The sequence below is a fragment of the Sphingobium limneticum genome (assembly GCF_008710155.1).
Taxonomy (GTDB): domain Bacteria; phylum Pseudomonadota; class Alphaproteobacteria; order Sphingomonadales; family Sphingomonadaceae; genus Sphingobium; species Sphingobium limneticum.
Genome location: NZ_VYPZ01000002.1, coordinates 297219 through 315466, shown reverse-complemented (window position 1 = coordinate 315466; position 18248 = coordinate 297219). Strand labels below are relative to the sequence as shown.

Annotated in this window: 21 protein-coding genes and 1 tRNA gene; 5 read left to right on the top strand and 17 right to left on the bottom strand. The window is 63.9% G+C overall.

Features of this window, described 5'->3' with window-relative positions:
* Positions 1–7: 7 nt before the first annotated feature.
* On the bottom strand, positions 8–322 hold the full coding sequence (locus F4U94_RS04075) for a hypothetical protein (protein ID WP_120251745.1): 315 nt from the start codon (positions 320–322) through the stop codon (positions 8–10).
* 3 nt (positions 323–325) lie between these two features.
* Positions 326–1774: a L,D-transpeptidase family protein gene (locus F4U94_RS04070; protein WP_427772267.1), complete on the bottom strand. Its 1449-nt coding sequence runs from the start codon at positions 1772–1774 to the stop codon at positions 326–328.
* A 57-nt stretch (positions 1775–1831) separates the two neighbouring features.
* Between F4U94_RS04070 and F4U94_RS04065 the strand changes: the two genes are divergently transcribed.
* A complete protein-coding gene (locus F4U94_RS04065) occupies positions 1832–2725 on the top strand; it encodes a histone deacetylase family protein (protein WP_150411842.1) in 894 nt (297 codons plus the stop codon).
* Positions 2726–2838: 113 nt separating this feature from the next.
* Here F4U94_RS04065 and F4U94_RS04060 read toward each other — a convergent pair whose 3' ends face one another.
* The 8 genes from F4U94_RS04060 to hisB all read right to left on the bottom strand — a co-directional run bounded on the left by F4U94_RS04060 (position 2839) and on the right by hisB (position 7531).
* Entirely contained in the window at positions 2839–3420 is a 582-nt protein-coding gene (locus F4U94_RS04060; RefSeq protein ID WP_120251747.1) for a hypothetical protein, read from the bottom strand.
* Between the two features lie 73 nt (positions 3421–3493).
* The gene (locus F4U94_RS04055) at positions 3494–3814 is read right to left on the bottom strand and encodes a phosphoribosyl-ATP diphosphatase (protein WP_120251748.1); all 321 of its coding nucleotides are present in this window, start codon (positions 3812–3814) and stop codon (positions 3494–3496) included.
* A 40-nt stretch (positions 3815–3854) separates the two neighbouring features.
* Positions 3855–4136, bottom strand: coding sequence for a PEP-CTERM sorting domain-containing protein (locus F4U94_RS04050; protein ID WP_120251749.1), 282 nt, complete (start codon positions 4134–4136; stop codon positions 3855–3857).
* Positions 4137–4311: 175 nt separating this feature from the next.
* The gene (hisF, locus tag F4U94_RS04045; protein ID WP_120251750.1) at positions 4312–5076 is read right to left on the bottom strand and encodes an imidazole glycerol phosphate synthase subunit HisF; all 765 of its coding nucleotides are present in this window, start codon (positions 5074–5076) and stop codon (positions 4312–4314) included.
* Between the two features lie 110 nt (positions 5077–5186).
* A complete protein-coding gene (gene hisA, locus F4U94_RS04040; RefSeq protein WP_120251751.1) occupies positions 5187–5924 on the bottom strand; it encodes a 1-(5-phosphoribosyl)-5-[(5-phosphoribosylamino)methylideneamino]imidazole-4-carboxamide isomerase in 738 nt (245 codons plus the stop codon).
* 96 nt (positions 5925–6020) lie between these two features.
* The gene (hisH, locus tag F4U94_RS04035) at positions 6021–6635 is read right to left on the bottom strand and encodes an imidazole glycerol phosphate synthase subunit HisH (RefSeq protein ID WP_120251752.1); all 615 of its coding nucleotides are present in this window, start codon (positions 6633–6635) and stop codon (positions 6021–6023) included.
* Positions 6632–6922, bottom strand: a complete 291-nt coding sequence (locus tag F4U94_RS04030) for a YciI family protein (protein WP_120251753.1) — start codon at positions 6920–6922, stop codon at positions 6632–6634. Before F4U94_RS04030 ends, hisH begins: the two co-directional genes overlap by 4 nt.
* 21 nt (positions 6923–6943) lie before the next feature.
* A complete protein-coding gene (gene hisB / locus F4U94_RS04025; RefSeq protein ID WP_093018637.1) occupies positions 6944–7531 on the bottom strand; it encodes an imidazoleglycerol-phosphate dehydratase HisB in 588 nt (195 codons plus the stop codon).
* Between the two features lie 85 nt (positions 7532–7616).
* On the opposite strand from hisB, the gene F4U94_RS04020 reads away from it, so the two are divergent.
* Positions 7617–8093 (top strand): SspB family protein, encoded by a 477-nt coding sequence (locus tag F4U94_RS04020; RefSeq protein ID WP_120251754.1) that lies wholly within the window; start codon positions 7617–7619, stop codon positions 8091–8093.
* Between the two features lie 56 nt (positions 8094–8149).
* Here the strand turns inward: F4U94_RS04020 and F4U94_RS04015 are convergent, their stop codons facing one another.
* Both F4U94_RS04015 and F4U94_RS04010 read right to left on the bottom strand, forming a co-directional pair.
* Positions 8150–9037, bottom strand: a complete 888-nt coding sequence (locus F4U94_RS04015) for a bestrophin family protein (protein ID WP_120251755.1) — start codon at positions 9035–9037, stop codon at positions 8150–8152.
* A 12-nt stretch (positions 9038–9049) separates the two neighbouring features.
* Positions 9050–9286, bottom strand: coding sequence for a hypothetical protein (locus F4U94_RS04010; protein WP_120252308.1), 237 nt, complete (start codon positions 9284–9286; stop codon positions 9050–9052).
* A 224-nt stretch (positions 9287–9510) separates the two neighbouring features.
* Between F4U94_RS04010 and F4U94_RS04005 the strand changes: the two genes are divergently transcribed.
* A complete protein-coding gene (locus F4U94_RS04005) occupies positions 9511–10407 on the top strand; it encodes a LysR family transcriptional regulator (protein ID WP_120251756.1) in 897 nt (298 codons plus the stop codon).
* 146 nt (positions 10408–10553) lie between these two features.
* Here the strand turns inward: F4U94_RS04005 and F4U94_RS04000 are convergent, their stop codons facing one another.
* Positions 10554–11957, bottom strand: coding sequence for a helix-turn-helix domain-containing protein (locus tag F4U94_RS04000; RefSeq protein WP_120251757.1), 1404 nt, complete (start codon positions 11955–11957; stop codon positions 10554–10556).
* A gap of 140 nt (positions 11958–12097) precedes the next feature.
* Here F4U94_RS04000 and F4U94_RS24285 point away from each other — a divergent pair, with 140 nt between their 5' ends.
* Positions 12098–12274, top strand: coding sequence for a hypothetical protein (locus tag F4U94_RS24285; protein ID WP_170267472.1), 177 nt, complete (start codon positions 12098–12100; stop codon positions 12272–12274).
* A gap of 46 nt (positions 12275–12320) precedes the next feature.
* Here the strand turns inward: F4U94_RS24285 and F4U94_RS03995 are convergent, their stop codons facing one another.
* The 4 genes from F4U94_RS03995 to F4U94_RS03980 all read right to left on the bottom strand — a co-directional run bounded on the left by F4U94_RS03995 (position 12321) and on the right by F4U94_RS03980 (position 17980).
* Positions 12321–13319, bottom strand: a complete 999-nt coding sequence (locus F4U94_RS03995) for an inorganic phosphate transporter (RefSeq protein WP_120251758.1) — start codon at positions 13317–13319, stop codon at positions 12321–12323.
* A 160-nt stretch (positions 13320–13479) separates the two neighbouring features.
* A complete protein-coding gene (locus tag F4U94_RS03990) occupies positions 13480–14595 on the bottom strand; it encodes a DUF47 family protein (RefSeq protein ID WP_120251759.1) in 1116 nt (371 codons plus the stop codon).
* A gap of 140 nt (positions 14596–14735) precedes the next feature.
* A complete protein-coding gene (locus F4U94_RS03985) occupies positions 14736–16883 on the bottom strand; it encodes a TonB-dependent receptor (protein ID WP_120252309.1) in 2148 nt (715 codons plus the stop codon).
* Positions 16884–16999: 116 nt separating this feature from the next.
* Positions 17000–17980 carry a LysR family transcriptional regulator gene (locus tag F4U94_RS03980; protein WP_120252310.1) on the bottom strand — a complete coding sequence of 327 codons (981 nt, stop codon included), beginning with the start codon at positions 17978–17980 and terminating at the stop codon, positions 17000–17002.
* A 110-nt stretch (positions 17981–18090) separates the two neighbouring features.
* On the opposite strand from F4U94_RS03980, the gene F4U94_RS03975 reads away from it, so the two are divergent.
* Positions 18091–18164: transfer RNA gene (locus F4U94_RS03975), tRNA-Gly, on the top strand.
* The last annotated feature ends 84 nt before the right edge of the window (positions 18165–18248 follow it).

Genomic DNA, 18248 nt, shown 5'->3' with positions numbered 1-18248 from the left:
CGGGGTATCACTCGCCCGTCTTGCTCGCTTCGTCCGCAGGCTGGCTCTGTTCGCCGCCTTCGGGCAGGCGCGCGGTCATCCCGCTGGCTTCGGCGTCATCCAGAATCTGCTGATGTTCCGATACTTTGGGCGGCGCGGCGGCCGGAGTCGCGGCGGCATTGTTCTGCACTTCGGGCAGCGGCGCTTCCGGTTCCTCGACGATCACATTTTCGACCGGCGGTTCGACAAGATTGTTGGTGGCGTCGGGCGCCGGCTCTTCCTTTTTGCCGCAAGCGGCCAGGGTCAGGGCGCCGGCAAGGGCGAAAAGGGCGATTTTGCGCATGGGTCAGTCCTTCGATGCGATAGCGGGAGAGGGGGCGGCGGTGGGATCGACGCGGCGGCTCGATGCCTCGATCTTCTGCGCGAGCAGCTTGTCCCAGCCATAGGGGTCGGCGCGGAAACTGACCGTGCCATTATTGCCGGCAAAGGCGGTCCAGTAGAGCAGATAGACCGCGACCTGGCTGGGCAGCGACACGCGCTGCGTCTTGCCTTCGTCGATCAACGTCTGGATCTGGCCGTTCAGGTTCGGGTCGGCCGCGACCATCTGCTCGGCCAGCGCGACGGGCTTTTCCAGGCGGATGCAGCCATGGCTGGCCAGCCGATCATAGCTGGAAAATTTCCCGCGCGACGGGGTATCGTGCAGATACACGGCAAAGGGATTGTTGAAGTCGAACTTCAACCGGCCGAGCGCGCTGCCCGGCCCCGCCGGCTGCACGATCCGCTCGCCGCCTTCGGGCGTCTTGACGATCTTGTAACCCTGCTTGGCCAAAGTCGCGCGGCCCTTGGGGAACAGCTCCCGCTTGGCGATCGACATCGGCACGTTCCATGGCGGATTGACGACGATCGAATGGATGCTGGACGTCAGCATCGGCGTCTGATTGTCCGGGCTGCCTGTGACGGCGCGCATCGAACTGACCGGCTGGTCGCCCTCGAACACGGTCAGCACGGCGGCGGCGATGTTCACCTGCACGCGATTGACCGGCAGGCTGCGCGGCATCCAGCGCCAGCGCTCCATATTGGCCATGATCGCGGCGATCCGATCGTCCACGCCGACATTGAGCGCTTCCAGCGTACGCGCGCCGAGCGAACCGGTGGGTTCGAGGCCATAGCGGCGCTGGGCGCGCTGGATCACATCGACCAGCTTCTCGTCCTGCGTGACGGCGGGGTCTTCCAGCGCGATGCGCGCGCGCACCACATCGGGAGACGTACCTGCGGTCAGCGTCGGCCAGCCGCCCTTGTCCCGGATCGCCTCATATTTGGCGAGGCCCTTGCGCAGCGTGTCATAGCCTGCCCAGGGCGGCGTCAGCCCGGCGGACCATTGCGCCAGTCGATCCTCGCCCACCGCCTTGGCCAGGCCCGGACGCGGATCGAAGGCGGCGGGGCGAAGCGCCCAGATATTGAGGAAGTCGGCCGTATCCACGCGCCCGGTGCTCAGCGCCTTGGCCCGATCGAGCAAGGCATTGACCAGAGCATCGCCCTTCAGCGCGCCGCTGGCCTTCTGCCGGGCCATCAGCCCCTGCGCCGCGCCGCTCTTCAGCCAGTCATTGGCCCAGGCTTCCTGCGTCGGCGACAAGGCCGGAATCGGCACCGGCGGCGGGGGCGCGGGGATGGACTGCACCGTCGGCACCGGCAAAGTCGGCGCCACGACAGGCGGCGGCGTCTGCGCGGCGATCGGCAGTGCGGTGAAGCCGGCAATTGCCAGCAGCGGGAAACGGATCATCTTGGGACGGTTCATGCTGGACCAGATAGCGCAAAGCCGCCACGGTTCAAATCGCGATAGCGGGAAAAGATCATGCTGCACGTTGTTCACCATCCCGCCTATGTCTCCCCTGCAACACCGGGCAGCCGATTTCGTTTCGACAAATATGGATTGGTGATGGACGCGTTGCGTGAAACCGCCGTGCCGTTCCAGCTAGTTGAACCCGAACCCATGGACCGCATCTGGATCGATGCGGTCCATGATCCGGCCTATGTCGACGAAGTGCTGACCCTGACCGTCCCGCCGGAAAAAGCGCGCCGGATCGGCTTTCCGGTGACGGAGCGGGTCATGCGCCGATCTCTGTTGTCGCCGGGCGGCACATGGTTGGCGGCGAAATTGGCCATGATCCATGGCTATGCCGCCAATGCGGCGGGCGGCAGCCATCATGCACTGGCCGATACGGGCGCTGGCTACTGCGTCTTCAACGACCTCGCCATCGCCGCCAACCGCCTGATCGCGGAGGGAGAGGCCGCACGCATCCTGATCCTCGACCTCGACGTGCATCAGGGGGATGGCACCGCGTCGCTGCTGGCTGGGCGTGGCGACATATTCACGCTTTCGATCCATGCGGAAAAGAATTTCCCGGTGCGCAAGGCGCGCTCGACGCTCGATATCGGGTTGGAGGATGGCACTGGCGACGACGCCTATCTGGCGATATTGGCCGACACGCTACCGCGCGTGCTGGCCGATTTCGCACCCAACCTCATCCTCTATCAGGCGGGCGTCGATCCGCATGGGCAGGATCGGCTGGGCCGACTGGCACTGACCGATGCCGGGCTGGACGCGCGCGACCGCTATGTCATGCGACAGGCGCAGGCGCGGGGCATCCCGGTCGCCAGCACCATGGGCGGCGGCTATGGCGAAGACCGCATGGCCGTCGCCCACCGCCATGCAGCCTGCATGATCCGGATGGCGCAGGAAATTTGAACTTATGGCCTCATGTTACCCGGCGCAGGCCGGGGTCCAGTCCGACATTGTGAAGTGAACCCGGCTTGCGCCAGTGAACGCCGCATATGAGCCAGCCTCATCACGGCGCGATATTAATGCAGAGTGCCCGCGTCCGCCGTCGCCATGCCCGTGTCCGCTTTGCTGTTCATCAGCTTGGCGGCGATCAGGCCCGCTACGGCCAACGCCACGAAATCGCTAAAGGCCAGATAGATGATATAGCCCCAGGGGGCATGGTTGAACACGGCCTGGCCGATATGCAGCCACAACACGGCCGCCAGCGCGAACAGGATCGTGACGCGCGCCCGGCTGGCGAAATCGCTCAGGGCAAACCGCAGGGCCAGGGCAATGATGACGCCCACGACCAGCGACAGGATCAGCCCGCCGATCAGCGCGCCGCTATCCATCACCGGAAAACCGCCCTCATTATAGAAGACCTGCGCGACCGGGCCGCGACCGTAGAGAATGGTACCCTGCGCGGTCGCCGGATCGGGGATCACATAGACGCCGGTGCCGGTCGGGCTGAGCGCTTGTGCCATCGCCGCCTGCAAATTGGCGCTCGCCTGATCGCCGACGCGGCTCAGCGCCAGCGCCGATAACGGCGTCCCCCAGAAGATAAAGCCTGTAATGAACATGGCAAGGCCGCCCAGCAGCCCCCCGATCAATGTGCGAACCATATGCCACCCCCTTGTTGCCGTGACGATTGCCACATCAACGCAGGTGGGATGATATATGTCCCTGCCGGACCATTCAGTCCTTGGGACGCGCGGCCTTTTCGGCGATGCCCGACACGCCTTCGCGTCGGTCCAGCTCGTCCAGAACGGCGTCGAACGGCACGTCCATGTCGGCCAGCAACATCATCAGGTGAAAGATGAGGTCGGCGCTTTCGCCGACAATTTCGGCGCGATCTTCCGCCATGGCGGCGATCACCGTCTCGACAGCTTCCTCGCCGACCTTCTGCGCAATCTTGGCGCGGCCTCTGGCGGCCAGCTTGGCGACATAGGATGTCGACGGGTCGGCACTCCGCCGTTGGCGGATGGTCTGTTCGAGAGTGTGAAGGGTCGCGCGCATGGAAGCGCATGAAGCGCCGTGCGCGCGACCCGTCAATCGATTATTTGCGCTTGCGGCCCGCGAAGAACATGCGACCAGCCAGAACAGCCGCGCCCATGCCGAACAGCGCCATCTGTTCCGGCTCGGGCACCGGGGTCGGCGTGCCGCCCGACGAGCTGTTGCCGCCGGTGCTGCTGTTGCCACCCGTGCTGCTATTTCCGCCGCTGGACGAACCACCGCACTTGCCGAACCAGCACCAGAAGGTGGCGTTGGCGGGCGCCGGCGTCGCCAGGCCCATCAGGCTGGCAGAGCCAGCGACGAGAAGAAGTTTGCTGATTTTCATAATTGTAACCCCTGTTTCGAAAAGAACGCATCGTTCTGAAACGACCCGTCCTCAACTTCGCAGGTTGCATGCCAAATCCCCGAAAAGACGCTTTTTCGCGATTGTCCGATGAGGCGATCGGCGGGGAAACAGGGTTAATGTCAATTAACCCGACATGTTCAGATCATGTTAGGCCTCAATGGCTACGCACCGGGATATTGGCGGCCGCCAAAGCTTGATGCGCCTCAGCAATAGTGTGTTGACCGAAGTGAAATATGGAGGCGGCCAGCACCGCGCTGGCATGGCCCTCGACCACCCCTTCGACCAGATGGTCGAGCGTCCCGACACCCCCGCTGGCGATCACCGGCACCGATACTGCATCGGCGATGGCGCGGGTCAGCACCAGATCATAGCCTTGGCGTGTGCCGTCCCCGTCCATCGACGTGACCAGCAATTCGCCAGCCCCCAGTTCCGCCAGACGCAGCGCATGTTCCAGCGCGTCGATGCCGGTCGGCTTGCGCCCGCCATGGGTGAAGATTTCCCAGCGATTGTCGCCTACGCGCCGGGCATCGACCGATCCGACGATGCACTGTGCGCCGAAACGGTCGGCAATATCCGCAACCAGTTCGGGCCGGGCGACCGCCGCGCTGTTCACCGCGACTTTGTCCGCACCCGCAAGCAGCAACGCGCGCGCATCTTCGGGCGTGCGGACTCCGCCGCCGACGGTCACAGGCATGAAGCAGACTTCGGCGGTGCGGCGCACCACGTCCAATATCGTGCCGCGCGCCTCATGAGTGGCGGTGATGTCGAGGAAGCAAAGTTCGTCCGCCCCCGCCGCATCATAGAGCTTGGCCTGCTCCACCGGATCGCCGGCATCCTTCAAGTCGACGAAATTGACGCCCTTGACCACGCGCCCATTGGCGACGTCGAGGCAGGGGATGACACGGGTGCGGACGGTCATGGGATTAACTTCCAGTTTCCGTTCGCTTCGAGCGTAGTCGAGAAGCGGCTATAGCCGTGTTTCCTGTTTCTCGACTTCGCTCGAAACGAACGGAGGTTGTGAGATTTCGATCAAGCCGCCGCCTGCGCCACGGCCAGCGCGGTCTTCAGGTCCAGCCGCCCGTCATAGAGCGCGCGGCCGGTGATGACGCCTTCGATCCCGTCGTCAGCATGCAGGCTCAATATGCGGATGTCCGCGATCCCTGCCACGCCGCCGCTGGCGATCACCGGCATGTCGGTGGCCCGGGCAAGGTCGACGGTCGCGTCGATATTCACGCCTTTCAGCAGCCCGTCGCGCCCCACATCGGTGAAGAGCAGGCTGGCGACGCCTGCATCCTCGAACCGGCGGGCCAGGTCGATGACCGGCATGTCGCTCTTTTCCGCCCAGCCGTCGGTTGCGACGAAGCCGTCGCGCGCATCGACCGCGACGACGATGCCCCCGGGAAAGTCGCGCGCTGCCGCCTTGACGAAGGCCGGGTCTTTCAGTGCCGCCGTGCCGATTACGATACGCGATACGCCAAGGTCGAACCAGCGCTCCACCGCTTCGCGGTTACGGATGCCGCCGCCCAGCTGCACATGGCCGGGGAAGGCCTCGACGATCGCCTCGACCGCGTCGGCATTGACCGCATGGCCCGCAAAGCTGCCATCCAGATCGACGACATGCAGATGCTGCGCGCCGCTTTCCGCGAACAATAGCGCCTGGGCGGCGGGATTGTCGCCATAGACGGTGGCGCGATCCATATCGCCTTCGGCAAGGCGGACGACCTGGCCGCCTTTAAGGTCGATGGCGGGAAAGACGATCAGGGACATAATCCGATTTCCAAAAATCCGTTCGGTTCGAGCGTGTCGAGAACCTGTTGCATGATGGTTCTCGACACGCTCGAACCGAACGGAGGTTACATTATTTCACGGTTTCCAGCCCAGGAAACGGGACAGGAAGGACAGGCCGTAGCGCTGGCTCTTTTCCGGGTGGAATTGGCAGCCGATGATGGTGTCGCGCGCGACCGCGGCGACCAGCGGCCCGCCATGGTCGGTCACCGCGGCGACATGGGCCGGATCGGCGGCCTCATAATGATAGCTGTGCAGGAAATAGGCCTCGCCCGCCTCGATCAGCGGCGGCGCGCCGTTCAGCACGACATCGTTCCAGCCCATATGCGGCACCTTCACGGTGGGATCGGTCGGCTCTACCAGCCGCACCGTGCCGGGAATCCAGCACAACCCTTCATGCCGGCCGAATTCCTCGCCCGCATCGGCCAGCAATTGCATGCCCACGCATACGCCCAGAAAGGGGATGCCGCGCCCGTTCACCGCTTCGTTCATGGCATCGACCATGCCGGGGATCGCCACCAATGCGTCGCGGCAGGCGCGAAAGGCGCCCACGCCCGGCAGCACGATCCGGTCGGCTCGTCGCACCAGATCGGCATCGGCGGTGATGACGACATTATCCGCGCCCGCCTTGCGCAGGGCATTATGCACCGAATGGAGATTGCCCGCGCCATAGTCGATCAGGGCGATGGTCATGCCAGCAGGCTGTCCAGGCTAACGCCGGCGGTCGCGCGCACCGGATGGAATTCGATCACCTCGACCGTGGCGGCGCCGTTCAGCACGAAGGGGTCGGTCGCGGCCAGCCGCTCGACCTCGGCCCGCTCGCCCCGCGCCAGCAATATGCCGCCGGTACGCGGTTCGCGCCGCCCGGCCAGCAACAGCCAGCCATCGGCAATCCCCTGGTCCAGCCACGCCCGATGATCCGCCAGATGCCCGTCCAGCACTTCGATCGAAGCGGTATAGGTGAGCGCGATGACGAACATGGAATGACCCTTCGGTAAGATTTACAGGATGCCCTTGGTCGACGGGATCGCATCCGCCTTGCGCGGGTCGATCTCCACCGCCTGCCGCAGCGCGCGGGCTAGGCCCTTGAACGCGCTTTCGACGATATGGTGATTGTTGCTGCCGTAGAGCAGCTCGATATGCAGCGTGATGCCGGCCGCCTGCGCGAAGCTGTGGAAGAAATGCTCCACCATCTCCGTATCCCATTCGCCGATCTTGGTGACGGTGAAGGGCAGTTTGCACACCAGCCAGGGGCGGCCCGAAATATCGAGCGCCACGCGGCTCAACGTCTCGTCCATCGGCGAATAGACGCTGCCGTAGCGACTGATGCCGCGCTTGTCGGCCAGCGCCTTGGCCACCGCTTCGCCGATGGCGATCGCGGTATCCTCGGTCGTGTGATGCTGGTCCACATGCAGGTCGCCGACCGTCTTCACATCCATGTCGATCAGCGAATGGCGCGACAGCTGTTCGATCATATGATCGAAAAAGCCGATGCCCGTCGACACCGTATAGAGGCCAGTCCCGTCGAGGTTGACGGTGACGTCGATCTGGGTTTCCGCCGTGTTGCGGTGAATCTCGGCCGTGCGCATGGCCGCCCTATAGCGCCTGTCGCCATTCATGCAATCTGTCAGGACGGGGTTGACCGTCGGTTTCGTGCCGTTAGGACATTGGCGCATGAGTGAAGACCTGCCCGATAGCCTGATTCCCTATGACGAAATCGTGCAGGAGGCCCTGCGCGCAGTCGTCGGCCGCGTGCTGGGCGAAGTGCAGCAGTCCGGCGGCCTGCCGGGCGCGCATCATTTCTACATCACCTTCAAGACGAGTGCGCCGGGCGTCGATATCCCCAAGCATCTGGTGGAACGCTTCCCGGACGAAATGACCATCGTCCTTCAGAATAAATATTGGGATCTGAAGGTTCAGAGCGATCTGTTCCAGGTGAGCCTGACCTTCAATCAGGTCGCGGCCCAGCTGACCATTCCCTTTTCGGCGATTACCGCCTTCGTCGATCCGGCGGTCAATTTCGCCCTTCAGTTCCAAGTGGCCGCAGACGAATTGCCCGAACTGCATGAAGAGGCCGAAAATGACGGCCCGCAGGTGACGAGCGAAGATGGCTCCAATGTCGTGACCGTGGACTTCGGCAAAAAGAAATAAGAAAAAAGCGCGCTCCCTTCGGACCGCGCTTTTCTTTTCCCTCCTATCGTTCGCTCTTACCAGAGCACCCCATCGACCGGTTGCAAGGGCGGCGGGGCGGGCAGGCCGATCGCCTGATTGAGGTCGCCCTCGATCGTGGTGGTGATGCTCGTCAGCGGCAGGTCGTGGACGTCATTGCCGAACGGATCGACCAGATCGTCGCCAATCTGCAAGACCGCCAGGAACATGAAACCCGCCACCGCCGACCCCACAGGCGTCGCCATGCCCAGCGTTTCGACCAGTCCGATCGGCAGCAATATGCAGAACAGCCGGGTGAAATATTTGGGGAAGGCGCGATATTGCGCGGGCAGCGGCGTGTTCTTGATCCGCTCCATGCCGCCCTGCGCGTTGGACATATCGACCAGCATGCCTTCGATCCGCGTCTGCTGGATGGTGTCGATCCAGCCATGATGCACCGCTTCCATCAACCGCCGGTCGGACCCGTCCAGCACGCCATTGGCGGGATTGCGCCGCTCCAGCTCAGGCAGCGCTCCATCCTCGCCCAGCACGCGCTGCATATCGGGCGCCGGGTCTTCCCGTCGCAACTGGCAACGCAGCGCATGGACATAGGCGATATGGCGCTTCACCAGCGTCACGCCCATGGCGCGCGCATCGGGCGTGTCGGGCAGATAGGCCAGCACCGCGCGGCTGAAACTGCGCGACACATTGACCATCGCGCCCCATAATATGCGGCCCTCCCACCAGCGTGAATAAGCGCTGTTGACGCGGAAACCCAGTACCAGCGCCAACGCGGTGCCGAAGATGGTCAGCGGCAGCGCCGGCGCCTTGAAGGGCGAGATATAATAAAAGATGGTGACGGCCAGATCCCAGAAGAACAGCGCGATCAGCGCGCTCCATGCCTTCTGGAAGCTCTGGCGGATACGGGGGGACCGTCCGACGATCATATAATATGTCTCTTAAAGGGCGTCGCCGCCCTCATCGTCCAGTTTCAACCAGGCATGGCGCAGTGCCAGGCCGCCGACGATGCCCACCAGTTTCAACATGGTGGCGTGGATGGTGGGGGTGGAATCCATCAGCGCCAGACCCAGGCAGATCAGGCACAGCGCCATCGCGGCATAGATGGGCAGGGCTTCGATATCGTTCCAGGCGATCGGCGGATCGACCTTGGCGCGGCGGGCGCTCAGCATCGGCATGGGCGAAAACTCCGTGGTGAAATTGGGGGCTCGCCTATGAAAATGATGCGGCGCAAAAGCCGCCGTCAACGCCATGCGTCAGACGCAAGGCTGGGTTGCGTCTTGTGAGATCCGGCAAGAAAAGCTTACAAAAACGTCGGTCTGGAGAGACGCAGCAACGAAACCATACCGTATCGCAACAGCCGATCTATTGCGTTGCAGCATCGAGTGCCTAGCTTGGACGGATGCCCGATCGCTTTGCCGAAATCGAATCCTTCGTGAAGATTGCCGAATCGGGCACTCTGTCCGAAGCGGCGCGTCGCCTCGGTCTGTCGCTCGCGGCAACCAGTCGCCGCCTGTCGCAACTGGAGGCGCGGCTGGGGGTCATGCTGATCCGCCGCAACAGCCGCCACCTGTCGCTGACGGAAGAAGGCTCGTTGCTTTATGACAAGGCGGGCCGGGCATTGAGCGCCATCGATGATGTCGAAACCGACGTCATGCGCCGCGCGACCGAAGCGACCGGCCTGCTGCGGGTGGTGACGACCATCAACGCCGCGCGCATGCGCCTTGCGCCGCTATTTCGCGAATATGCGACGCTGCATCCCGACGTCGCCATCCATCTCGAAACCGCCGAACAGGCGACCAATATCGTCGAGACGGGGCATGACATCGCCATCTGCTTCGATCCGCCGCCTGACAGTATGCTGACGATGAAGCGGCTGACCGACAATCCCCGTCTTTTCTGCGCTTCGCCGGACTATCTCGCCCGTCGCGGCCGGCCGACCAGCATCGCCGACCTTGCGCTCCACGACAATATCGTCGTGGGCGAAGCGCAGCAGGACATCTGGCGCTCGGTCGTGGGGAGCGGTAATAGTCCGCGCGTAACGCTCAGCACCAATGACGGCGAAATGGCGCGCGCCTGGGCGCTGGATGGTGCCGGTATCGTCATCAAATCGCTCTGGGAAGTGGCGGACGATCTGGATACCGGCCGGCTCCAGCCGCTGCTGCCCGAAATCGCCCTGCCGGCCTCCTCCATCGTGGCGCTTTATGTGCCGGGGCAGGGGGAAATGGCCAAGGTCCGTTCCTGCCTCGACTTCCTTGCCCGCCACCTCAAGCGCGACTGGGTGGCCAAGGCGGCCTGAACCCCGACGAACCTTCCTTTATTGGTTCCCCGGCGCAGGCCGAGGCCCAGTTCTGACCGTGAGACTGGCCCCCGGCCTACGCCGGGGAACGCTTTATATGGATCAGCCTTGTGGCGTCTTGCTACCAGCCACAGGCTCATCCGCCGCTAAACCCGCCGGAACGGAAAGGGCGCGATCGTCCGTTCATAACTGTGCAGGTCCAGCGCGCGCGTGACGGGTGGCAAGGCGCGATCCGGACAGTCCCGGCGCTCGCACAAATGACAGGTCGGCCCAACCTCGGTGGCGTCACCCTTGTCCAGGTCGATCCCGTCCGCATGGACGATCCGCCCGCCATGTTTCGCCTCGCATCCCAGCGCGATCACGCCCCGCCCGCGCGCGGCACCCTGCGGAAGGCCGATCGCCAGCGTCAGAAACCGCTTCCCGTCCAGCGTCTCGATCAGTTGCGGCACGACCCGGTCGGCATCCTGCGTACCATGCGCGTCCCAGCGCGGGCAGGTGCCGCCGAACCGCGCAAAGGGCCAGGCTTCGCCATCGAAGCGCTTGGAAACGATTCCCGCCCGGTCGATCCGCGCCATGAAGAAGGGGATGCCGCGCGCGCCGGTACGATTGAGGCTGGTCAGCCGATGCGCCAGTTGCTCGGTCGATACGCCGAACCGGTCGCGCAGCAATGGCAGGTCGTGCCGGCTCTGCTCCGTCGCCTGCCGGAATCGGTCATAGGGCATGATCAGCGCGGCGGCGGCATAGTTGGTCAGCGCCATGACCGCGAGCCTGCGACTATCCTCATCGGGCGGCGCGACGCGGGCGATCTGCGCGGCGATGGCGTCGGCCAGTTCCTGCGCGCATAGATGATAGGCGATGGCGAACAACCGCCCGGATGGCGGCAATCGCTCGCTCAGCAACAGCCGCCGCCGGTGCATGTCATAATGGCGCAGCGTCCCGGCCAGCACATCGCCGCGCACCACCTGCACGCTCATGCCGTGCCGCTCCTTCAGCCGGGCGCGCAACTCTGCTTGCAACAAGGCAGGATCGTCCGGCAGATCGGCGGCGATAGCCTCCGCCCCCGCATCAATCTCCGCAAAATAATTGCCCGCCCGCGATATCGTCTCACGCAGCCAGTCGATCGGCGCGACCAGCGGCGCGGGGCCGCTGCGATCCGCTGCCTCACCCGGTAGCCGGCGCAAGTCGCTCAATGCACGATAGAATCGGGCAATCGCCTCGCTAACGCCGGGATAATTTTCCGCCACCTCCAGCACTTCGTCGCGCGCGATGCCGATGTCGCGCACCAGTGCATCGGACAGGATTTCGCTCAGTTCGCCGGGGCCGCCCTCCTGCGTCTGCGCCGTGAAATCGCGAATGTCGATGTCATAGGTATTGGCCAGCCGCAGCAGCATCTGCGCCGTCAAGGGGCGCTGGTTGCGCTCCAGATGATTGAGGTAGCTGGGTGATACGCCCAGTTCCTCGGCCATCTGCGTCTGGTTAAGGCCCAGTTCGCGGCGCAAGACGCGCAGCTTCGGTCCCAGATAGAGTTTGCGATCGGTCAGTTCTGCCATAAGGTCATAATGTCATAGAATGACAAAATGACCAAATAAGATCATGACTTGCGGCCACTCATAGGCCTTACCGCACGCTAATTACCTGTCTATCTCGGTGTTCATCAGCCCGAACGGGCACAGCCGCGAAGGACCAAGACATGACCACCGACACGATCGACCAGACCCGCGAGCCGAGCCGTTCGCGCGCCGTCTTCTCCCAGCAGGATTTCGGCCTGATCCGCACGGCCATCGCGCACTATCTCAAGGAAGTGCAGGATCAGCCGGAATCGATCAAATATGCCAATCTCTACCACCGCCTCGGCCGGGTGGCCTGATATTGCTGTTCCCCGGCCTGCGCCGGGGAACAGGCTGCTTGCTCCCTCAGAACAGTCGCGTCAGCCAATAGAAGAGCGCACCGATCGCCGCCGACGCAGGCAGGGTCACGACCCAGGCTACGATGATGCTCGACGCCACGTTCCACCGCACTGCCGACAGCCGCCGCGAAGCGCCCACGCCGACGATGGCGCCGGTGATGGTGTGGGTGGTGGACACGGGAATGCCCAGATGGGTCGCCATGAACAGGGTGATGGCCCCGCCGGTTTCTGCGCAGAAACCCTGCGCCGGGGTCAGCCGGGTGATCTTCGATCCCATCGTATGGACGATCTTCCATCCGCCCAGCAATGTGCCCAGACCCATTGCCGCCTGACAGCTCAGCACCACCCACAGCGGCACATGGAAGCCGCCGGTCAACATGCCCTGCGAATAGAGCAATACGGCGATGATGCCCATCGTCTTCTGCGCGTCATTGCCGCCATGGCCCAGCGAATAGAGCGATGCGGAGACGAGTTGCAGCTTGCGGAACACCCGGTCCGCACCCTGCGGCGTGAACTTGCGGAAGATCCAGCTGATGATCAGCACCAGCATCAGCGCCAGGAACAGGCCGACGGCGGGGGAAATGACGATCGCCGCGCTGGTCTTGAACACCCCGCTCCACACGACCGCGCCCAGCCCGGCCTTGGCCGTGCCCGCGCCCAGCAGGCCGCCGATCAGCGCATGGCTGGAGGAGGACGGGATGCCCAACCCCCAGGTGATGAGGTTCCAGGCTATGGCGCCCATCAGCGCACCGAAAATGACCTGCGGGTCGATGATGCTGGCGTCGACGATGCCCTTGCCCACCGTTTCGGCCACATGCAGGCCGAAGAAGAGGAAGGCGATAAAGTTGAAGAAGGCGGCCCAGGCGACCGCATATTGCGGTTTCAACACGCGGGTCGACACGATGGTCGCGATCGAATTGGCGGCGTCATGCAGGCCGTTCAGGAAATCGAACAGCAAGGCGACACCGATCAACGCGATCAGCAGGGGGAGGGCGATGGGGTCCATGGGATTGACATCTGTCCTTCAATATTCCGTTCGTCCTGAGTAGCCGCTGAGCGAAGTCGAAGCGGCGTATGGAAGGATCGGAGCGATGCGCGACCCTTCGATATGGGACTTCGACTTCGCTCAGTCCCTACTCAGGGCGAACGGGTAAGGGCAAAGCCCATCAGGCGTGGTCGATGACCAGGCCGGAAATCTCGTTGGCGACATCTTCGAACCGGTCGGTGACCTTTTCCAGATGGCTGTAAATCTCGTTGCCGACGATGAAGTCCATCGGATTGCCGGCCCGCGCCTGTTCGTACAGCGCCTTCAGGCCCGCCTCGTGCAGGATATCGGCATGCCCCTCCAGCTTGACCAGCCGTTCGGTCAGGTCGTGCAACCGGGTCGCGTTCAGGTTCAGCGACCGCAGCAGCGGCATCGCCTCGGCGGTGATGCGCGCGCATTCCACGATCAGCGCGCTCATATCCTGCATCTGCGGCGCGAATTCCTTGACCTCGTATAGCGCGATCGCCTTGGCCGTTTGGTTCATCTGGTCGATCGCGTCGTCCATGACGCCGATCAGGCCGGTGATGGCACTGCGGTCGAACGGGGTGACGAAGATGCGGCGGACGTCCTGCAACACGTCGCGGATTATATCGTCCGCCTCATGCTCGCGGTCGGATATTTCCTTGATATGCTCGGCCATGTCCGGGCCGCCCTTGAGCAGCTTGGCCAGCGCATCCGCGCCGACGACCAAAGTGGCGGCGTGATCCTCGAACTGCTCGAAGAAGCGCCCCTGCTTGGGCATCAACGCATGAAACCAGCGCAGCATTCCAGTCCTTTCACTTTGCTTTTCGCGGATCGCCAGCAACAGGCGCAGGAACCAGCCGGGATTGGCCGGCGGTTCGCGGAAGGCCGCGATGATCGACTGCAAATCCGGTTCGTCCACCGCCTTTGCAGCGTCGGCCACGGGGAACCAGCGCAGCTCCCTTTGACCCTGTTCGGGCCATTGCGTCAGGTGGCCGGTGACCGCAAGCGGAAAAACCTCGACCGTCGCCTCGCGCGAGTTGCCATTGCGCTTGCGCTTGTCATAGCGATAGCGGCCGAGCGGCGCGGGACAGGCGATGCCGTGAATCCCTGCTTCTTCATAGGCTTCCAGTTCGGCGGCGCGGTGGCCGGCCATGCCCTTGATCCTGTTCCCCTTGGGAATCACCCATCGCCGCGTCTCGCGCGATGTGATCAGCAGGATCTGCATCGCGCCGTTCGCATCGGTCGTATAGGGAAGGGCGGCGATCTGACGCATGGACCGCCTGTAACGAAATTGTCACAAAATGCAATGATCTGTCGCGGAAACCGCGCATGTCGGGATGGCCGACGGAGTTGGGCTTCAATGTTCCCCGGCCTGCGCCGGGGAACAAGTAAGGCCGTGCGGCGACGAACGCTCTACAGCGAAAAGCGCGCCGTCACGCGGATGTCGCGGCCGGCGAGCGGTGCGAAATCCTTCAACACGCTGGCGTGGCGACGGGCTTCCACGTCGAAGATATTGTTCGCCGACAGCATTAGCGTCGTGCGATCATTATCCTTGAACGGCTTGAAGGAAAGCGATGCGTTGACCAGCGTGAAGCCGTCGGTCGGCGTTTCGGTCGCGGCGATGCGGTTCTGTTCGAACACATGCTCCACCTCGGCCCGTGCGCTGATCCGGTCGCCCTGTGCCTCGATGCCGCTCAGCAGGCGCAGCGGGGGAATGCGGGGCGCCGGGCCGCTGCCCTTAATGGTCGCACGGACATAGTCGGCCACGCCGTCCAGATTGATGGCATAGCCGCCCAGCTGCGCCAGCTTTACCGATCCTTCGGCCTCGAAACCATAATAGCGGGCGTCGGCCTGGCTATAGGCATAGCAGGGGAATTCCAGTTCCGCGCCGCCATTGGCCGCCTGGCACACGCTGTCGTCCACGATCGAATCGTAGATGAAGCCGCTGAACCAGTTATGATAGGCCGACAGGCTGACGCTATAGCCCTCGCCCTTGCCGCGCAGCGTGCCTTCGATACCCCAGCTCTTTTCCTTGCCGAAGGTCGGGTCGCCCAGTTCGAACGCCTGCGTGCCAGCATGATTGCCACGCGCGAACAATTCTTCGGCCGACGGTGCGCGCTCGCTGCGCGACAGGTTCAAGCCTGCGCGCCAGCCGGGCGTCACTTCCTGGCTGATGCCCAGCGATCCGGACAGCGCGTTGAAGCTGCGGCGATAGGCGCCGACGAACAGGTCCGCGTCGGCCACGGAATTGAGGTCGGTATGCTCGAACCGGCCGCCCGCTTCGATGCGCGTGCTGCCAAGGTCCAGCGATTGCAGCGTGAACAGGCCGAGCTGGTTCGTTTCGTTGCGCGGCAGGAATTTTTCATCGCCGATCGCTTCGAACCGGCGGGTGAAGAATTGCGCGCCGAACGCGCCGTCCCAGCCGCCATGGCGGGCCTGCACGAATTCCAGCCGGCTTTCCATCGACTGGTTCTTGAACGTCGTGCCGACTTCGCCGGTCGGTTCGATTTCCTGATGCTGATAATCGGCAAAGCCCGCGCGCAGGCGGATGGAATCGAGGAAGCCGCCGCCGGTCGACACTTCGCCGCGCAGGTCGGCGCGGGTCTGCTTCATCGACAATGTCACATCTTCATGGGTGTGCCCCGGCTCCTCGTCATGATCATGGTCGTGATCATGATCTTCGGCCACGTCGATCCGCGACGGCACGCCATAGCGATTTTCGCTGTGCGACACCGACACGCCCAGATTGCCACCGGTGCCGACATAGGCGAAGCCGCCGGCCACTTCCCATGTTTCGGCCGCGGTGTTGGGCAGCTTGCCCTTCCACTGACCGTCCTCGCGGATTTCCGCATCGTCCGACTGGGCGGCCAGTGCCCGCATCGGCTTGGACAATATATAGCCGCCGGTGCGCAGGTCGTCGGTCTTGGTCCAGCTGCCATCGACATGGACGACGAAATTCTCCGCGATCGGCGCTTCGACCTCGCCGCTCAGCGTGCGCTCATTGGCGGCGCTGCCATAGGTGGCGATGCCATCGACATGGATCGCCTCGTCCGGCACGCGGCGCGGAATGCGGCTGTCGATCACATTGACCACGCCGCCGATCGCCGACGATCCGTACAGCAGGGCGGCAGGGCCACGCAGCACTTCGATCCGGTCGGCGGTCAGCGGGTTGATCGCGACGGCATGGTCGACCGATGTGTTGGATACGTCGAAGCTGCCGATGCCGTCGGTCAGGATGCGCACGCGCTCCCCCTGGAAACCGCGCAGGATCGGCCGCGACGCGTTGGGGCCAAAGCTGGTGGACGACACGCCCGGCTGGCGCGCCAGCGTCTCGCCGATGCTGGGGCGCAGGTCGCGAGTCAGCTTGTCGCCGGTCAGCACCGACGTGCCCGATAGAATGTCGCCCTGCCGGCGGGGGATCAGCGCGGTGACGACGATGTCGGACTTGGCACCGTCATGATAGGCCTGGTCGGGGGCGGGGGCCTCCTCGGCAAGGGCGGGGAGGGCAAAGCACAGCGCGGACAATGCGCAGCCGGCGCGCAGCAGGGGAAAGCGGGACATGAAGATCAACCCTTTTGGTTCTGGTCTGATGTGACCCTGTATCTAGGATGATACATCATATCAAGTTCAACCTGCCGTATTTTCGCTGCGGCGCGGCATTAAATCTTCGTCATGTTTCAGAGGAATAGAAATTCCGCCAAGGCCTCGACCGCCGGCTTGTCGGTCGATCGCGGCGCGATCGCCTGGCGAATCTCGATCGAGGGCAGGGGCATGTCGAGCGCCAGCCGTTGCACGCCGCTCATTCGCCCGATGTCGCGCGCCAGCGGACCGAACGCCGCGAAACAGCCCGCGCCCTCGCGCAGCGCGGCGATGATCTCGAACATATTGTCGCTTTCCAGCAGCGGCATCATGTTGCGGAACCGCCCCTTGGCCAGCGCTGCCTCGATAATGTCGCGCATGCCGCTGCGCGTCTCCAGCGCCAGCATCGGTGTCAGCGCCAGATCGTCGCGGCTGACGCTATCGGCGCGCGCCAACGCATGGTCGCTGCCGGCATAGAGGTTCAACTGCTCCGACCAGCCATAGCGCGAACCGAAACCGCCCGGTTCCTCCAGCGCATAGAAATAGGCGATGTCCGCCCGCCCATTGGCCAGCGCGCTCGCGGCATCCTGCGCCGTATGGACATGCAGGTCCAACGTGATGGCGATATCCTCGTTCGCGGCCTCGAACGCGGTCAGGCCATCCTGAATCTGGCCGAACACCGGCGCCGGGGCGGCCAGCGTAATGACCTGTCGCGGTGGCCCGGCCGGGACAGCCGGCGTCGGCGAAACGAGCGGGACGAACACCGGCGCGACGGGCTGGACTGGCGCTGCTTCCGGCACAGGCTCGGGGGCGGGGGCGGGCGGCGCTTCCTCCACCGGCGTGGGTGCGTCCTGCGTCAGCAGCGTCATCGCCTGCGCCGTCTTGCGCCCTGCCGACGTCAGCCGCGCCATGCCATCCAGATTGTCGAACAATCGATAGCCCAGTCGCATCTCCAGCGACGCCAGATCCTGCAAGACCTGTTCGACGCCGACGCCCAGATCGGCGGCGCAGCGCGCCACGCTCCCCACCGCCACCATCTGCGCGAATATATCCAACTGGCGCAGGGAAGGACTGTTCATGTCCGGGATGTAGAACAAATGTTGCAGGGGGTTAAGGGGCGATCTGCGCTTTATGGCGCAATCATGGTTGACGAGCGCCATCCGATAATGGCAGGGCGCTCTCCTGCCGGGCGGGTATAGCTCAATGGTAGAGCACTAGCCTTCCAAGCTTGTGATGCGGGTTCGATCCCCGCTACCCGCTCCACGGTTTTCAGCCATTTTTAGGCTGATCCAACTCCCGGCCTGATTTTCGGATAAGCACTGGATAAGCACGCCGTTTGCGCCTGTT

Excerpts from the sequence above, each read along its gene's own strand:
- F4U94_RS04075 (WP_120251745.1), bottom strand. The coding sequence starts at position 322 with ATGCGCAAAATCGCCCTTTTCGCCCTTGCCGGCGCCCTGACCCTGGCC.
- F4U94_RS04070 (WP_427772267.1), bottom strand. The coding sequence starts at position 1,774 with ATGAACCGTCCCAAGATGATCCGTTTCCCGCTGCTGGCAATTGCCGGC.
- F4U94_RS04065 (WP_150411842.1), top strand. The coding sequence starts at position 1,832 with ATGCTGCACGTTGTTCACCATCCCGCCTATGTCTCCCCTGCAACACCG.
- F4U94_RS04060 (WP_120251747.1), bottom strand. The coding sequence starts at position 3,420 with ATGGTTCGCACATTGATCGGGGGGCTGCTGGGCGGCCTTGCCATGTTC.
- F4U94_RS04055 (WP_120251748.1), bottom strand. The coding sequence starts at position 3,814 with ATGCGCGCGACCCTTCACACTCTCGAACAGACCATCCGCCAACGGCGG.
- F4U94_RS04050 (WP_120251749.1), bottom strand. The coding sequence starts at position 4,136 with ATGAAAATCAGCAAACTTCTTCTCGTCGCTGGCTCTGCCAGCCTGATG.
- hisF (WP_120251750.1), bottom strand. The coding sequence starts at position 5,076 with ATGACCGTCCGCACCCGTGTCATCCCCTGCCTCGACGTCGCCAATGGG.
- hisA (WP_120251751.1), bottom strand. The coding sequence starts at position 5,924 with ATGTCCCTGATCGTCTTTCCCGCCATCGACCTTAAAGGCGGCCAGGTC.
- hisH (WP_120251752.1), bottom strand. The coding sequence starts at position 6,635 with ATGACCATCGCCCTGATCGACTATGGCGCGGGCAATCTCCATTCGGTG.
- F4U94_RS04030 (WP_120251753.1), bottom strand. The coding sequence starts at position 6,922 with ATGTTCGTCATCGCGCTCACCTATACCGCTTCGATCGAAGTGCTGGAC.
- hisB (WP_093018637.1), bottom strand. The coding sequence starts at position 7,531 with ATGCGCACGGCCGAGATTCACCGCAACACGGCGGAAACCCAGATCGAC.
- F4U94_RS04020 (WP_120251754.1), top strand. The coding sequence starts at position 7,617 with ATGAGTGAAGACCTGCCCGATAGCCTGATTCCCTATGACGAAATCGTG.
- F4U94_RS04015 (WP_120251755.1), bottom strand. The coding sequence starts at position 9,037 with ATGATCGTCGGACGGTCCCCCCGTATCCGCCAGAGCTTCCAGAAGGCA.
- F4U94_RS04010 (WP_120252308.1), bottom strand. The coding sequence starts at position 9,286 with ATGCCGATGCTGAGCGCCCGCCGCGCCAAGGTCGATCCGCCGATCGCC.
- F4U94_RS04005 (WP_120251756.1), top strand. The coding sequence starts at position 9,511 with ATGCCCGATCGCTTTGCCGAAATCGAATCCTTCGTGAAGATTGCCGAA.
- F4U94_RS04000 (WP_120251757.1), bottom strand. The coding sequence starts at position 11,957 with ATGGCAGAACTGACCGATCGCAAACTCTATCTGGGACCGAAGCTGCGC.
- F4U94_RS24285 (WP_170267472.1), top strand. The coding sequence starts at position 12,098 with ATGACCACCGACACGATCGACCAGACCCGCGAGCCGAGCCGTTCGCGC.
- F4U94_RS03995 (WP_120251758.1), bottom strand. The coding sequence starts at position 13,319 with ATGGACCCCATCGCCCTCCCCCTGCTGATCGCGTTGATCGGTGTCGCC.
- F4U94_RS03990 (WP_120251759.1), bottom strand. The coding sequence starts at position 14,595 with ATGCGTCAGATCGCCGCCCTTCCCTATACGACCGATGCGAACGGCGCG.
- F4U94_RS03985 (WP_120252309.1), bottom strand. The coding sequence starts at position 16,883 with ATGTCCCGCTTTCCCCTGCTGCGCGCCGGCTGCGCATTGTCCGCGCTG.
- F4U94_RS03980 (WP_120252310.1), bottom strand. The coding sequence starts at position 17,980 with ATGAACAGTCCTTCCCTGCGCCAGTTGGATATATTCGCGCAGATGGTG.